Here is a 14,003-nt window from a genome sequence, read left to right as displayed (position 1 = left end):
TAGCCGTACGACCTGAACGTGGCTATCCAGCCTGACTCCATTGACACCCGCCGAGCCCTATGGTGGGTCGCATGACCGACCGCTACGTCGCCCTGCTGCGCGGCATCAACGTGGGAACCGCGAAGGCCCTGGCAATGTCCGAATTGACGTCGGTCTATGAGTCGCTCGGACTCACCGACGTGCGCACGCTCCTGCGCAGCGGCAACGTCGTCTTCGACAGCGACGGCCCGGTCGACGCCGCGACCCTCTCGCGGGCGACCGAGGCGGCGACGGGTGTGAGCTCCGACGTCGTGCTGCTGACCGCCGACCGTTTCCGCGCGGTCGCCGCGGCCAACCCGCTGGCCGACGTCATCGACGACCCCTCCCGGGCGATCGTCTGCTTTCTCGACGGGCCCCTGGATGCCGCGGCCGTCGCCGCGCCGAGCGCCGAGTCGCTGGCTCCCGAACGCCTGGCGCTCGGGGATTCCGCGATCTACCAGTGGTGTCCCGACGGAATCTCCAAGTCGAAGGTGCCACCGCGCTTCTTCACGTCGCTCGGCGCCGTCGCCACGGGGCGCAACGTGCGCACCGTCGAGAAGCTGCTGGCGATGCTCGACGATTAGGGTGGGCGCATGACTATCCCCGCACCGTCCGAGAACGAGGGCGGGCCCGCGCTCCGCTCGTCGAGCCTCCTCGACAAGACCTTCACGAACACCCGCTTCCGCGAGGGGTACTCGACCGCCGGTGTCGACGACTTCCTCGCCGCCGCCCGCGCGGTCATCGCGACCTACGAGCGGGAGGGCGCGGCCGCCACGGGAATCGCGCTCACGGGCGACGACGTCGTGAACGTGCGCTTCAAGGTCACCTCGCTCCGCACCGGGTACGACCAGGACGAGGTCGACGACTACCTGGACCTCATCGTGGCCACGCTGCGCCACTACGAGGGTGTGGTGACCGCGGCCGGCTAGCGCCGACTGCCTCGACAGGATGCCGCGGCCGGCGGCATCCATTCGTCCCTGTCGATCGTGCGAACGGGGTGTGTCGTCCTGTCGGCCGGCGAGCGGAAGCTAGTGGTTGCGCTTCGGCAGCCACTCGGCGCCGAGCACCGCCGCCTGCGTGCGTCGCTGCATGCCGAGCTTCGACAGGATTCCGCTGACGTTGTTCTTGACCGTCTTCTCGGCGAGGAACAGCGCGCCGGCGATCTCGCGGTTCGACATTCCCTCGGCGATGAGCGCGAGGATCTCGGTCTCGCGCGGCGTCAGCAGCCCGAGGGGCGAGTCGTGTGTGCCGGGGGAGCGCACGCGGTCGAGCACGCGTTCGGTGACCGCCGGGTCGAGCAGCTTCGCGCCGGCCGCGACCGAGCGGATGGCGTCGACCAGGCTCGTCGCCCGCACCTCCTTGAGCAGGTAGCCGTCGGCGCCGGCGAGCACCGCCGCGAGCACCGCTTCGTCGTCGTCGAACGAGGTGAGGATGAGGCAGCGGATGCCGGGATCGGCCGACTTCACATCGCGGCAGACGTCGATTCCGCTGCCGTCGGGCAGCCGCCCGTCGAGGATCGCGACGGTCGCTCCGGACGCCACGATCGCGGCCGCGGCCCCCGTGGCCACGCCGCTCTCGCCGACGACGGCGAAATCGGGTTCGCCCGAGAGCAGGTCGATCAGCCCGCGACGCACGATCTCGTGGTCGTCGAGCAGGAAGAGGCGGACGGGGTCGGTCACTGGGTCACCACGGGCACTGCCCAATCGATAGTCGTTCCGGACGGCGCGCGTGCCGCCGTGGTGAACGTACCACCGCGGGTGGTCGCGCGTCGGTCGAGGTTGTCGAGCCCGCTGCGTCGGCCGAGCTCGCCGAGTCCCCGGCCGTTGTCGGTGACGACGACCCGAACCTCGGTCGACGAGACCGCGATGAGGATGTCGACGCGCGTCGCCTCCGCGTGACGCACGACGTTGCTGAGCGCCTCGCGCAGCACCGCCGAGACCTCTTCGCCGAGCTCGCTGTCGATCAAGGTGTCGACCGGACCGCGGAAGTCGAGCGAGGAATCGATTCCCTCGCCCTCGAGGATCTCGCGCACCAGTTGGTTGAGCCGCTTCTTCTGGCTCCACGCGGTGGCGCTCGGGGTCGAGCCGAGCTGGAAGATCGTCTGGCGGATCTGCCGGATGGTCACGTCGATCGCGTCCACCTGCGACGCGATGCGCGCCGCCACCTGGCCGGTCGCGGAGCCGACGATGCTCTGCAGGCCGAGGCCGACGGCGAACAGGCTCTGGATGACGTGGTCGTGCAGGTCGCGGGCGATGCGGTCGCGCTCATCGGTGAGGGCGACGTGCTCGCGGTCGTTGCGGGCGGCGGCGAGTTCGCGGGCGATCGCGACGCTGCGGGCGAAGCGCTTCGTCATGCGCCGCTCGGCGACCGTGTACGGGTGCTGCCGGCCGTCGCGCGAGATCACGAGGGCGCCGGCCCGGGTGGCCTCGGTGTCGCCCCACGGGATCACCATGGTCGACCCGATCAGCGAGCTCGCCCAGATCTCGATCGCCTGGAACGCCGCCGGTCGGTCTTCCTTCAGCTCGAGGGCGGCGCGCACACGGTCGGGCAGTTCGCCGATCTCCTGGTCCGCGTAGGCCGAGGTCGAGTCCGCGAGCGGTCCGAAGAGCTGGGCGTAGGGTGCGGCATCCGGCTTATCTGATGGAAGCACGAGACCGACGAACGACGCCTCGGCCAGGGTGAGGATCAGCCCGGCGATGGGCGCGACCTCGTTGTCGGCGAGTTCTCCCGACAGCAGGAGCTGGTTGATTTCCTCGGATGCCGCGAGCCACCGTTGCCCGAGGCGTGCCTCTTCGTACAGCCGGGCGTTGGCGATCGCCTGGCCGGCCATCGTGGCGAGGGTGAGGATGATCTGCTCGTCGACGCTGTCGAAGGAGCCGCGGCGGGCGCCGGTGAGGTACAGGTTGCCGTAGACGACGCCGCCGATGCGCACGGGGACGCCGAGGAAGCTCTCCATCGGCGGGTGGCCGTGCGGGAATCCGACCGACCGCTCGTCGTGCGAGATGTTCTCGAGGCGAATCGGACGGGCGTCGGTGATGACGGCGCCGAGAAGGCCGTGGCCGGATGGCGGTGTGCCGAGTTCGGCGACGACGCCGTCGCTCATGCCGACGTGGACGAACTCCTCGAGCATGCCGTCGGGGGAGATGACGCCGAGCGCACCGTAGCTCGCGGACACGAGGTCGCAGGCGACCTGGACGACGTTGTGCAGCGCGGCGGGCAGCTCGAGGTCGGAGGAGATGGCCTGGGTGGCGGAGATGAGGCGGGCGAGCAGGTCGCGGGTCGCTTCGGGGGATTCCGCCCGGCGGAGGATCTCGTCGACGAGATCGCCGAGGGAGAGTCCGTACTCGGCTGCCTGCGGGTCTCCCATGCGTCCAGAGTATTCGAGCTTGGCTGAACGCACCGTCGGTGGTTGTCGTCGGTGGCTCTCGTCGGTGGCTGAGTAGCCCCGTCTGGGGCGCGTATCGAAACCCAGGCGGGTCGAGCTCGTCGAGGCCCTCACCAAGCGAATGTCGGTGGTCCGTCCTACCCTCGCCGCGGGAGGATTCGTGGCAGAGCCGGTCGAGGCGTGGTGGGCGCGCCGCCAGTGGTCGAAGGGCGCCGCCGTGCCCTACGCCGTCGGTACCTACCGCGGCGACTGGGAGCGGTACCCCGTGCTGATCCGCCAGTACCACCCCGATCTCAACGGCGGCATCACCCTCACGCAGATACCGCCGCTCGCCGAGGTGCTGCTGGTCTGGCAGTGCGACGGCGGCCATACCTTCGTCGCGACGCCCGAGGAACAGCGCAACCGTCCGGGCCGCGAGCGGCGGCGGTCGAGCTGGTGCCCGGAGTGCGCCGCCCTCGCCGCGCCGAAGCGGATCGTGCAGCCGGCGGCTCCCGTCGACGTGGCGCCGCCGTACGCGTGCGGGCACCCGCGCGACCCGAACCGCATCGAGGCGGGCGACGACGACCGCTGCTACCTCTGCCGCCGCCTCGACGGGTCGGCGGTCACCCGGGAGCGGCTGCTCGCCATCGTCACGCCGGGTCAACGCGACGACCTCGCGGTGGAGACCGGCACGGCCCGCGCGTACCGCTGGGTGTGTTCGCGCGGTCACGGCACCTGGGAGTCGACGGTCGAGCGCATGCTCGCCGGCCGCGGATGCCGGGTCTGTCGCAACGCGGCCGCGGGTGCCGACCGGGTCGCGGTGGGCGAGGCGTTCGTGAGCGCGCTCGCCCCGAAGCCCGCGTCGTCTGTCGAGGCCGACCTGCGCGCGCGCATCGCCGAGCGTTTCGACTTCGACCTCGCCAACACCGCGATCCGCGTGGCCAAACCGTTCTTCAACAACCTCGAGATCTGGCCCGACATCATCGTTCCCGAGCTGCGCGTCGCGATCGAGTACGACAGCGTCGGTCGCCACGGCCTCGAGCACGTCGGCCGCCACGAGGAGAAAGACCGGCGCAAAGACCGTATGCTGCGCGCCGCCGGTTGGGAAGTGATCCGGGTGCGCACGGGCAGGCTGCAGCCGCTCGGCCCGCACGATCTGGTCGTGGGCTCGGTCTCGAACCGGCTGATCGACCGTCTCGACGAGGAACTCGCGGCAATCGCGGGGGAGCTGCTGGTGGCGGCGTACCGCCGCTAGCCCCACCCGCGGATCGAGTCTGTTGCCCGTCGTCCTCGCGGATTGAGCCTGTCGAAATCCCCGTTGCGGGGCTCGCTAGCGGATTGAGCCTGTCGAAATCCCCTCGTCAACAGGATCGATCGGCTGTGACGCACGGTCGACAGGGTCTTTTGGGCAGCACCGGCCGCGGCATCCTGTCGACGGCGGGTACCGGGCGGGGCGAAGCCGGTGCCCGGATGCCGCACATCGACCCATTCGCGTGGGAAACGGGTCGATTCGTGGCAATCGGGCCGGCGGAGGGGTTTCGAGGGCTCAACCCTCTGCCGTCGACGGCGCTAGACTGACCTCGAACACGGGAGTCCGGTGAGCCGGGCTGAGAGGAAGCTAACCCAAGCTTCGACCGTCGAACCTGATCTGGATCATGCCAGCGCAGGGAGGCATTCTCACGGGGAGACGATTCTCCCGAACCCGTGCCCTCTTTTCAGCGACTGAAAGGGCACGAACAGTGCAAACACGCAAAAAAACGGCGGGCCTCGCGCTCGTCGGCATCATCGCCGTCGGCGTCGCCGGCTGCGGAACCACCCAGACCGTGAGCGACGCCCCGGCGCCGCTCGTGCTCGTCACGCACGACTCGTTCAACCTCAGCGAGGGCACCCTCGAGAAGTTCACCGAGGAGACCGGCATCGAGGTCGAGGTGCAGGCCGCGGGAGACGCGGGCGAACTCGTCAACAAGCTCGTACTCACCAAGGACTCGCCGCTCGGCGACGTGGTCTTCGGCATCGACAACACCTTCGCGAGCCGCGCGGTCAACGAGGGCGTCCTCGCCGACTACGCGTCGCCCGACCTGACCGACGCCGAGTCGCAGTACCTGCTCCCCGCGGGTAGCGGCCTCGAGCAGCTCACCCCGATCGACAACGGCGACGTGTGCGTCAACGTCGACCACGAGTGGTTCGCGGAGGCCGGCATCGCCGAACCCGTGACCCTCGACGACCTGGTCAAGCCCGAGTACAAGGACCTGTTCGTGACCCCGGCGGCGAATTCCTCCTCGCCCGGACTCGCCTTCCTGCTGGCTACCGTTGCCGCGTACGGCGACGACGGCTGGCAGGACTACTGGCAGCAGCTCGTGGACAACGGCGTGAAGATCGACGCCGGCTGGAGCGACGCGTACTACGTCGACTTCTCCGGCCCGTCGAGCGAGGGCGACCGTCCGCTCGTCGTCTCCTACGCGTCGAGCCCGCCGTTCGAGGTGCAGGAGGGCGACACCGAGGCGCCCACCGGAGCGCTGCTCGACACCTGCTTCCGCCAGACCGAGTACGCGGGCGTGATCGCCGGCACCGAGAACCAGGCCCTCGCCGAGAAGCTCGTCGACTTCCTGTTCTCCGTCGACGTGCAGAACGACATCCCCGAGAGCATGTACGTGTTCCCGGTGAACGCGCTCGCCACCCTGCCCGACGGCTGGAGCGACTACGCCGAGATCGCCGAGGACCCGTTCGTGGTCTCGCCCGACGACATCGACGCGAACCGCGAGACCTGGCTCTCCGAGTGGGCGGCGATCGCCACCCCGTGACCCCGCCCCGCGTACGGCCGGCACCGGGCACGATCTTCGCGATCGTGCTCGGCGCCGCCGTACCCCTCGCGTTCGTCGGCGTCTTCTTCGCCTGGCCCGTGCTCGCGATGGTGGGCCGCGGATTCTTCGTCGACGGCGCACTCGACCTCGGCGGTTTCGTCGAGGTGCTCGCCCGCCCGCGCACGCTGCGGCTCATCGGGCTGACCGTCGGGCAGGCCGCACTCGCGGCCGTCATCTGCGTGCTGCTCGGTCTGCCGATGGCGCACGTTCTCTACCGATTAAAATTCAGGGGCCAGCGGATGCTGCGGGCCCTCGTCATTCTCCCGTTCGTGTTGCCCACCGTGGTCGTGGGCGTGGCATTCCGCACGCTGCTGCGCGATGGCGGTCTGTTCGGCGGCCTCGGACTCGACGGCACGTTCACGGCCATCATGCTCGCCCTCGTCTTCTTCAACGTGGCCGTCGTGGTGCGCACCGTCGGCACTTCGTGGGAGGGCCTCGACTCGCGGCAGGAGGAAGCGGCCCGGGTGCTCGGCGCCGGCCCGGCGCGCGTGTGGTTCACGGTCACGCTGCCCCGGCTCGCCCCGGCGATCGTGTCGGCCGCGTCGATCGTCTTCCTGTTCTGCTCCACGGCGTTCGGGGTCGTGCTCGTGCTCGGCGGAACGCGCTTCGGCACGATCGAGACCGAGATCTACCTGCTCACCACGCAGTTCCTCGACCTGCGCGGCGCGAGCGTGCTCTCCGTCACGCAGCTCGTCGTCGTCGTGCTGCTACTGCTGCTCGCGGCGCGGGCCCGGGGCCGCCGCACCGCCCTGCGCCGAGTCGACGCGGCGCTCGCCTCCCGCCGTCCACGCCTCGGAGACGGGCCGGCGATCGCGGTGACGCTCGTGGTCGCGGTGCTGCTCGCGCTGCCGATCGTCGCGCTCGTGCTGCGGTCGCTGCAGACCTCCGACGGCTGGGGCATCGGCAACTACCTCGCCCTCGGCACGACCGGCAGCCGCAACGCCCTCGTCGTGACGGTCTGGGTCGCGCTCGGCAACTCGCTGACGATCGCCGTGCAGGCGACGCTCGTCGCCCTGGTGATCGGTCTGGCCGCCGCGCTCGTCATCTCGCGCCAACCTCGCTCTCGGGGGCTCCGCCGCGCCCTCGCCGGGTTCGACGGCGCCCTGATGCTGCCGCTCGGGGTCTCCGCGGTCACGGTCGGGTTCGGATTCCTCATCACGCTCAACCAGCCGCCGTTCGACCTCCGCTCGTCGCCGATTCTCGTGCCGATCGCGCAGGCCCTCGTCGCGTTGCCGCTCGTGGTGCGCACTATTCTGCCGGTGCTGACCGGGATCGACGGCCGGCTGCGCGAGTCGGCCTCGGTGCTCGGCGCCGGTCCCGGACGGGTACTGCGCGACGTCGACCTCGCCATCGTGGCGCGGCCGGTCCTCGCGGCATCCGGGTTCGCCTTCGCCGTCGCCCTCGGCGAATTCGGGGCGACCAGCTTTCTCTCCCGGCCCGACCGGCCGACCCTGCCGGTCGTGATCTTCCGGCTGATCGGGCTGCCGGGCGGGGACAATTTCGGGATGGCCCTCGCGGCATCCGTGGTGCTGGCCGCCGTCACGGTGGGCGTCATCGCGCTCGTGGAGCGTCTACGCGTGGGAACGATGGGAGCTTTCTGATGGACGCACTGGGTATCGACGGCGTCGGCGTCAGCTTCGACGGCGTGCCCGCGGTCGACGGCGTGACGCTGGGTGTCGCACCCGGCGAAGTGCTCGGCATCCTCGGCCCGTCCGGCAGCGGCAAGTCGACGCTGCTGCGGGCGGTCGCCGGCCTCGAGAGGCTCGGCAGCGGATCGGTCTCGTGGCATGGCGACGACATCACCGCGCTGGCCGTGCACCGGCGCGGGTTCGCGCTGATGTTCCAGGACGGGCAGCTGTTTCCTCACCGCACCGTCGCGCAGAACATCGCGTACCCGCTGCGCATCACGCGTGCCTCCGGGCAGGCCGAGCGCGTCGTCGATCTGCTCGACCTCGTCGGGCTGCCGGGCTTCGGCGAGCGTCGCGTCACCGAGCTCTCGGGCGGCGAGCAGCAGCGCGTGGCCCTCGCGCGATCGCTGGCCGGCAAGCCGCGGCTGCTTCTGCTGGACGAGCCGCTGAGCTCGCTCGACCGCGAACTGCGCGAGCGTCTCGCCGGCGACCTGCGTCGCATCCTCGTCGCGACCGGCACCACCGCGGTCTTCGTCACCCACGACCAGGACGAGGCGTTCGCCGTCTCCGACCGCGTCGCCGTCATGATGCGGGGCCGCCTCGAGCAGGTCGGCACGCCCGCCGAGGTGTGGCGCCGACCGGTGAACGCGGCCGTCGCGCGCTTCCTCGGGTACACGACGGTGCTCGACCCCGACCGCGCCCGGTTGGTCGTGCCGGAGGCAACGGGTGCGATCGCCCTGCGGGCGGCGGCGGTCGTGGTGACGGATGACGCGTCCGTGCGCGGCACGCTGGTCTCCAGCACCCCGGCCGTCGACGGCGCGCGCGTGCGGGTGCTGCTCGACGGGATCGGCGAGGTCGACGGTGTCGCCGGCCCGCGTCATCCATTGGTCGTCGGTTCGGCCGTCGGCGTCCGGTTCGATCCGGCCGGAATCGCGGTTCTGCCGTGAGGGCCCCCGTGCTGCTGATCGACGGACGGTCGGGGTCGGGCAAGACCGAGCTCGCCCGCGCCGTCGTCGCCGGCCACCCGACGGCGCAGCTCGTGCGGCTCGACGACGTGTACCCGGGGTGGGGCGGCCTCGAAGCCGGCAGCCAGGCCGCGCACGAGATCCTCGACGCCGAAAGCCCGCGTTGGCGGCGTTGGGACTGGGTCACCGGCCGGCACGCCGAATGGCACACCCTCGATCGCGACCGGCCGCTCGTCATCGAGGGCTGCGGGGCGCTCAGCCGGCAGAACCGCTCCTTGGCGACCTTCGGCATCTGGGTGGCCCTCGACCCCGAGCTGCGTAAACGCCGCGCCCTGGCCCGCGACGGCGAGACCTACGCGCCGCACTGGGACGAGTGGGCGGCGCAGGAGGACGTGTTCCTCACCCGTGAGAATCCCGCGGGGCTCGCCGACGCGATCGTCGACGGCCACGACGTGACGGTCGGACTCGCGCGCTGGCGGGCGCTGCTCGGCGGTTGAACGGTAGTCACGGCGACTGGCTGCCCGGCCGAACCGGGCCTCCCGACGACCAGCCGACAGGATGCCGCGTCCGGCGCCGCCCGATTCACCCTGTCGAGCGTGCGTCAGGGGCGGTCGCTCCTGTCGACACGCCCGCGAGAGGGTGCGAGAGTGGTCGCGTGACCTCTCCCTTCATCTCCGTGTCCGAGCTCGCCGACGCCCTCGCCAGCGACCGTCCTCCCGTGGTGTTCGACGCCAGTCTGGAGCTGCACTCGCCCCGATTCGACGGCGACTACCGCCGCGACAACGGCCGGCCGCGCTGGCTCGCCGGGCACATCCCCGGGTCGCACCACGTCGACGTGCCCACCCAGTTCAGCGACACGACCGCGAAGCTCAACTACACGCACCCCGAACCCCAGCAGCTCGCCGACGAGCTCGCCCGCCTCGGCGTCGCGGCCGACACCGAGGTCGTCGTCTACGACACGACCGGCACGATGTGGGCGGCGCGGCTCTGGTACCTGCTGCGCTGGATCGGCGTGCACGTCCGCGTGCTCGACGGGGGATACGGCGCCTGGACCGCCGCGGGCCAGCCCACCGAGAGCGGCGAGGCCGTCGAGTCCGCCCCGGTCGCGCGCTGGGAGGCGACCGTCGCGCGCAGGGCCTGGGTGAGCCAGCAGGAACTCGCCGAGCGCAGCGCCGACGACGAGCGGCCCCTCGTCTGCAGCCTGCCCGCCGGCAACTTCGCAGGCACCGACCCGACGCGGTACTCGCGCCGCGGGCACATCCCGGGCAGCGTCAACGTCTCGAGCCGCGACCTGTTCAAGGCGGACGGCACCCTCAAGAGCCGCCTCGAAGTGATCCTCGCCTACGATGGCGCGGGCGTCGACACTCAGGCCGTCGGTGCGACCGGCACCGAAGAGGTGCTGCTCTACTGCGGCGGCGGTATCTCGGCCTCCGCCGGCGCGCTCACCCTCGCCGCCATCGGGGTGAAAGCGGTGCGCATCTACGACGGCTCGCTCGAGGAGTGGTCGGCGAACCCGGAGCTGCCGCTGGAGACCGGGGTCTAACCCTGCCGGTCGCGGAACGCGACCATGTTCATGCGGTTGCCGCAGCGCACGCTGCAAAAACGCTTCGAGCCGTTCCTCGACAGATCGGCGAGCAGCCCGTCGCAGTCCGTCGCCGCGCAGACGCGGAGCCGGCCGGTCTCGTCGGCGCGCACGACGTCGACCAGGGCGAGCGCGACCTCCACGCGGATGCGGTCGGCGAGCGGCGCCTCCGGGGGAGTGGCGTGCAGATGCCAGTCGAAACCGTCGTGCCGTTCGAGCCGGGGCACGGCGTGCACGTCGGCGAGGATGCGGTTGAGCTCGACCACCATGACGTCGCGCTCGAGCGACCAGATACGGCGGAGTTCGGTGCGCGCCTCGGCGACTTCGGCGAGCTCGGCGCGGTCACGGTCGCGCCGCCCCGAGTAGCGGTTCTCGTCGAGCAGCACGGTCAGCTGCTCGGGTTCGGCGATCTCGTCGGTGCCCGATTTCGACGCGCCGGGTGCCGTGTTGACGAGCGCCACGGCGAAGTCCAGGACGGCCGCTGTGTCAGGGGCAAAATGCAATTTGACTCCTTACGAATCGCGGTCCTAATGTCAGGGGTATAGAGCAATCTAGACCATGACGAAAGGAATTGCCGTGAAGCGCACGTCGACCACCGCCGGGCTGCTCGTCGCACTGCTCGCCGCCGCGACCTTCGGTCTGTCGGGCGCCTTCGTCAAGCCGCTGCTCGAGGCCGGCTGGAGCCCCGCGGCCGCCGTCACGGTGCGCGCGCTCATCGGCGGCATCGTGCTCGCCCCCATCGCGGCGACCGCGCTGCGCGGCAAGTGGGGCGCGCTCTGGCTTGCCCGCTGGCGTGTGCTCGGCATGGCGCTCATCGGCGTCGCCGGCACCCAGGTCGTGTACTTCGCTGCCGTGCAGCGCATCCCCGTGAGCACCGCGATCCTCGTCGAGTACATGGCGCCACTGCTGCTCGTCGCCGGCGTCTGGGTCGTGACCCGGCGCCGTCCCAAAGTGGTTGTCCTGGTCGGTTCCGTCGTCGCCCTCGCCGGTCTCGTCCTGGTCGTCTCGCCCGGCGGCACCGGAAGCCTGGACGTGCTCGGCCTCGGGTTCGCCGCGCTCGCCATGGTGGGCTGCGCCCTGTACTACGTCATCGCCGCCCGTCCGAGCAGGGGGCTGCCGCCGGTCGCGTTCGCCGCCGCCGGACTGCTCGGGGGCGCCGCGGCGCTCGGGCTCGTCGGCCTGACCGGCGTCGTGCCGTTCGCCGCGACCTTCACGACCGTCGACATGCTGGGCTCGCCCGCGCCGTGGTGGGTACCGCTGCTCATCGTCGGGGTGCTCGCCACCGCCGTCGCCTACGCCGCCAGCATCACGGCGAGCGAGATGCTCGGTTCGCGACTGGCCTCGTTCGTCGGCCTGCTCGAAGTGGTCGCCGCGGCTCTCTACGCGTGGCTGTTCCTCGGCGAGAACCTGTCGGTGCCACAGCTGCTCGGTGGCCTGCTGATCCTGGCGGGCATCGCGTTCGTGCGGTCGGAGAAGACGGAGCCCGCGCTCGTGGAGCCGGAAGTCGCCCTCGTGGAAACACGCGTCGAGCCCGTCGAAACCGCTAAGCCCGCCTAGCCCCAGCCGAGGCGGTGCAGCTCGTCGTCGTCGATCCCGTAGTAGTGCGCGATCTCGTGCACGAGCGTGATGTGGATCTGGTCCTTCAACTCGTCGAGGTCGTCGCTGATCGCCAGCAGCGGCATCCGATAGAGAATGATCCTGTCGGGAAGCTCCCCGAATCCGTACTGTCCGCGGTCGGTCAGGGCGACGCCGTCGTACAGGCCGAGCAGGTCGAGCGAGCCGTCCTCGGGCAGGTCCTCGGTGACGAAGACGACGTTGTCGAGACCGTCGACCATCTCGTCGGGGAGATCGTCGAGTTCGTCGATCACGAGCTGTTCGAACTCGTCGGCCGTCAGGGTGTCCACGCCTCTACTCTCGCAGAGTCAGTCGTCGAGCGCGTCGAGCAGGCTCTCGGTGACGTACGCGAGCCAGTCGTAGAGGTCGTGGAGGGCGAGCGCGGCGTCGCCCTCGGTGGCACCCCGGTCTCCGTCATCCTCGATGCCCAATCGGGCGGCAATGGTGAGCCGGATGTCGGACAGAGCACGCAACCACGCCTGTGACTCGGCCGGGGTGAGCTCGAGCGCACCCTCGGCCCGCGCCAGCGTCTCGATCACGGTGCGGGCGTTCGCCACCTTGCGGGCCGCGAGGCTGCGCTCGGTGAGCTGCCGGAACTCGCTCGCCGCCGCCGGGTCGCCGCCGTAGGCATCGGGCAGCAGCCGGGCGATCGCGGGGTCGTCGTGCAGCGTGGACGAGCCGCCGATGCCGACGCTGGTGAAGAGCGGGTCGTCGTCGCGCGCTCCGGCGAGTTCGTCGAGCATGCCGGCGATCTGCGCGGCGAGGTCGGCGATGATGTCGGCCTCGACGCTGGTGAACGCGCCGACGAGGGTGCCGTCGTCGGTCTTGCTGAAGGAGATCACGCGTCGGCTTTCTGCAGGGTGGCCCACAGGCCGAAGTCGTGCATGGCTTCGACGTGCCGTTCCATCTCCTCGCGGCTGCCGGTGGCGACGACCGCCTTGCCGTCGTGGTGCACCTGCAGCATGCGGCGGTCGGCCTCGTCGCGGGAGAATCCGAAGTAGCTGCGGAAGACGTAGGAGACGTAGCTCATGAGGTTCACGGGGTCGTTCCAGACGAGGGTGACCCACGGGCTGTCGAGCACGGTCTGCTCCTGCAGTCCGGTCTCCTCGAGTGTCTGCGACATGTCTTCAGCCTTCCACAAAACACGAATGGCCCGACTTCTCAGTCGGGCCATTCGGGTGTTGCTGTGGTGCAACGTTTGGGGTGAACGACGGGGCTCGAACCCGCGACATCCGGCTCCACAAGCCAGCGCTCTGCCAACTGAGCTACGCCCACCAGGCGGCTGCTTCGTGATCTCTCACTCGGCAACCAGACGATTCTATTACAGGTGAGAGGCGAATCTCTCCACCACGTCGGCCGAAATGGCCTGCACCTGGTCGGTGGTGGGCCCGGGTTCCGCGGTAAATACGGCTTTTCGGTAGTAATCGAGCTCGCGAATTGATTCCAAAATGTCTGCGAGAGCTCGGTGTCCGCCGTTTTTCGCCGGCGCGTTGAAGTACACGCGGGGGAACCAGTGACGGGCGAGCTCCTTGATCGACGAGACGTCGATACTGCGGTAGTGCAGGTGACCGTCGACGCGGGGCATGTACTTCGCGAGGAAGGCGCGGTCGGTGCCGATCGTGTTGCCGGCGAGGGGAGCGGACTGCACGCCGGGCACGTACTTCAGGATGTACTCGAGCACCGCGTACTCGGCGTCGGCGAGGCTGACGCCGTCGGGGATCTCGTTGATGAGCCCGCTCTCGGTGTGCATGTTGCGCACGAAGTCGCCCATATTCTCGAGCGCCGACTTGTCGGGGTTGATCACGATGGTGAACCCCGGGTCGATCGGTACGAGGTCGTAGTCGGTGATGACCACCGCGACCTCCACGAGTTCGTCGATCGAAAGATCGAGCCCGGTCATTTCACAGTCGATCCAGACCAACCGGTCCGTAGCAGTAGCCATTACTGCAGTCTACCTTCGGGCTCCGACGC

15 protein-coding genes, 1 tRNA gene and 2 pseudogenes are annotated in these 14,003 nt (G+C 70.1%); 10 read left to right on the top strand and 8 right to left on the bottom strand.

Annotated elements, in window-relative coordinates:
- Nucleotides 1-71 precede the first annotated feature (71 nt).
- From HD599_RS10000 to HD599_RS18005, 3 genes and pseudogenes are all read left to right on the top strand, one after another.
- A complete protein-coding gene (locus HD599_RS10000) occupies nt 72-602 on the top strand; it encodes a DUF1697 domain-containing protein (RefSeq protein WP_184236787.1) in 531 nt (176 codons plus the stop codon).
- Between the two features lie 9 nt (nt 603-611).
- Nucleotides 612-731, top strand: a pseudogene (locus HD599_RS18010) (hypothetical protein); the annotation flags it as partial.
- Nucleotides 732-797: 66 nt separating this feature from the next.
- Nucleotides 798-914, top strand: a pseudogene (locus HD599_RS18005) (DivIVA domain-containing protein); the annotation flags it as partial.
- A 132-nt stretch (nt 915-1,046) separates the two neighbouring features.
- Here HD599_RS18005 and HD599_RS09990 read toward each other — a convergent pair.
- Both HD599_RS09990 and HD599_RS09985 read right to left on the bottom strand, forming a co-directional pair.
- Complete coding sequence (locus tag HD599_RS09990; protein WP_184236783.1) at nt 1,047-1,697, bottom strand: LuxR C-terminal-related transcriptional regulator; 651 nt, start codon at nt 1,695-1,697, stop codon at nt 1,047-1,049.
- Nucleotides 1,694-3,385 (bottom strand): GAF domain-containing sensor histidine kinase, encoded by a 1,692-nt coding sequence (locus tag HD599_RS09985; RefSeq protein WP_184236781.1) that lies wholly within the window; start codon nt 3,383-3,385, stop codon nt 1,694-1,696. Before HD599_RS09985 ends, HD599_RS09990 begins: the two co-directional genes overlap by 4 nt.
- A 145-nt stretch (nt 3,386-3,530) precedes the next feature.
- Here HD599_RS09985 and HD599_RS09980 point away from each other — a divergent pair, with 145 nt between their 5' ends.
- From HD599_RS09980 to HD599_RS09955, 6 genes are all read left to right on the top strand, one after another.
- On the top strand, nt 3,531-4,637 hold the full coding sequence (locus HD599_RS09980; RefSeq protein ID WP_425489158.1) for a zinc-ribbon domain-containing protein: 1,107 nt from the start codon (nt 3,531-3,533) through the stop codon (nt 4,635-4,637).
- Nucleotides 4,638-5,121: 484 nt separating this feature from the next.
- Nucleotides 5,122-6,183 carry a thiamine ABC transporter substrate-binding protein gene (locus HD599_RS09975; protein WP_343062000.1) on the top strand — a complete coding sequence of 354 codons (1,062 nt, stop codon included), beginning with the start codon at nt 5,122-5,124 and terminating at the stop codon, nt 6,181-6,183.
- Nucleotides 6,180-7,844: an ABC transporter permease gene (locus HD599_RS09970; RefSeq protein WP_343061999.1), complete on the top strand. Its 1,665-nt coding sequence runs from the start codon at nt 6,180-6,182 to the stop codon at nt 7,842-7,844. The genes HD599_RS09975 and HD599_RS09970 overlap by 4 nt, the downstream gene beginning before the upstream one ends.
- On the top strand, nt 7,844-8,818 hold the full coding sequence (locus HD599_RS09965) for an ABC transporter ATP-binding protein (protein WP_184236776.1): 975 nt from the start codon (nt 7,844-7,846) through the stop codon (nt 8,816-8,818). The genes HD599_RS09970 and HD599_RS09965 overlap by 1 nt, the downstream gene beginning before the upstream one ends.
- Nucleotides 8,815-9,333: a nucleoside/nucleotide kinase family protein gene (locus HD599_RS09960; RefSeq protein ID WP_184236773.1), complete on the top strand. Its 519-nt coding sequence runs from the start codon at nt 8,815-8,817 to the stop codon at nt 9,331-9,333. The genes HD599_RS09965 and HD599_RS09960 overlap by 4 nt, the downstream gene beginning before the upstream one ends.
- Nucleotides 9,334-9,491: 158 nt before the next feature.
- A complete protein-coding gene (locus HD599_RS09955) occupies nt 9,492-10,379 on the top strand; it encodes a rhodanese-like domain-containing protein (protein ID WP_184236770.1) in 888 nt (295 codons plus the stop codon).
- On the opposite strand, the gene HD599_RS09950 is transcribed toward HD599_RS09955, so the two are convergent.
- Nucleotides 10,376-10,921, bottom strand: coding sequence for a CGNR zinc finger domain-containing protein (locus tag HD599_RS09950; RefSeq protein WP_184236767.1), 546 nt, complete (start codon nt 10,919-10,921; stop codon nt 10,376-10,378). The genes HD599_RS09955 and HD599_RS09950 overlap by 4 nt on opposite strands.
- Before the next feature lie 55 nt (nt 10,922-10,976).
- Here HD599_RS09950 and HD599_RS09945 point away from each other — a divergent pair, with 55 nt between their 5' ends.
- On the top strand, nt 10,977-11,975 hold the full coding sequence (locus HD599_RS09945; protein ID WP_184236764.1) for a DMT family transporter: 999 nt from the start codon (nt 10,977-10,979) through the stop codon (nt 11,973-11,975).
- Here the strand turns inward: HD599_RS09945 and HD599_RS09940 are convergent.
- The 5 genes from HD599_RS09940 to orn form a co-directional block, all read right to left on the bottom strand.
- Nucleotides 11,972-12,253, bottom strand: coding sequence for a metallopeptidase family protein (locus HD599_RS09940; RefSeq protein ID WP_184240522.1), 282 nt, complete (start codon nt 12,251-12,253; stop codon nt 11,972-11,974). The genes HD599_RS09945 and HD599_RS09940 overlap by 4 nt on opposite strands.
- An 87-nt stretch (nt 12,254-12,340) precedes the next feature.
- The gene (locus HD599_RS09935; RefSeq protein WP_184236761.1) at nt 12,341-12,874 is read right to left on the bottom strand and encodes a DUF2017 family protein; all 534 of its coding nucleotides are present in this window, start codon (nt 12,872-12,874) and stop codon (nt 12,341-12,343) included.
- A complete protein-coding gene (gene clpS / locus HD599_RS09930; protein ID WP_184236758.1) occupies nt 12,871-13,155 on the bottom strand; it encodes an ATP-dependent Clp protease adapter ClpS in 285 nt (94 codons plus the stop codon). The genes HD599_RS09935 and clpS overlap by 4 nt, the downstream gene beginning before the upstream one ends.
- A gap of 76 nt (nt 13,156-13,231) precedes the next feature.
- Nucleotides 13,232-13,307, bottom strand: a tRNA-His gene (locus HD599_RS09925).
- Nucleotides 13,308-13,353: 46 nt separating this feature from the next.
- The gene (gene orn, locus HD599_RS09920; RefSeq protein WP_184236755.1) at nt 13,354-13,974 is read right to left on the bottom strand and encodes an oligoribonuclease; all 621 of its coding nucleotides are present in this window, start codon (nt 13,972-13,974) and stop codon (nt 13,354-13,356) included.
- Between the last annotated feature and the right edge of the window lie 29 nt (nt 13,975-14,003).

Origin of the sequence: Conyzicola lurida (assembly GCF_014204935.1) — a bacterium.
Classification (GTDB): domain Bacteria; phylum Actinomycetota; class Actinomycetes; order Actinomycetales; family Microbacteriaceae; genus Conyzicola; species Conyzicola lurida.
The sequence above is the reverse complement of the archived record's forward strand: the minus strand, read 5'-3'. Positions and strand labels throughout refer to the sequence as shown.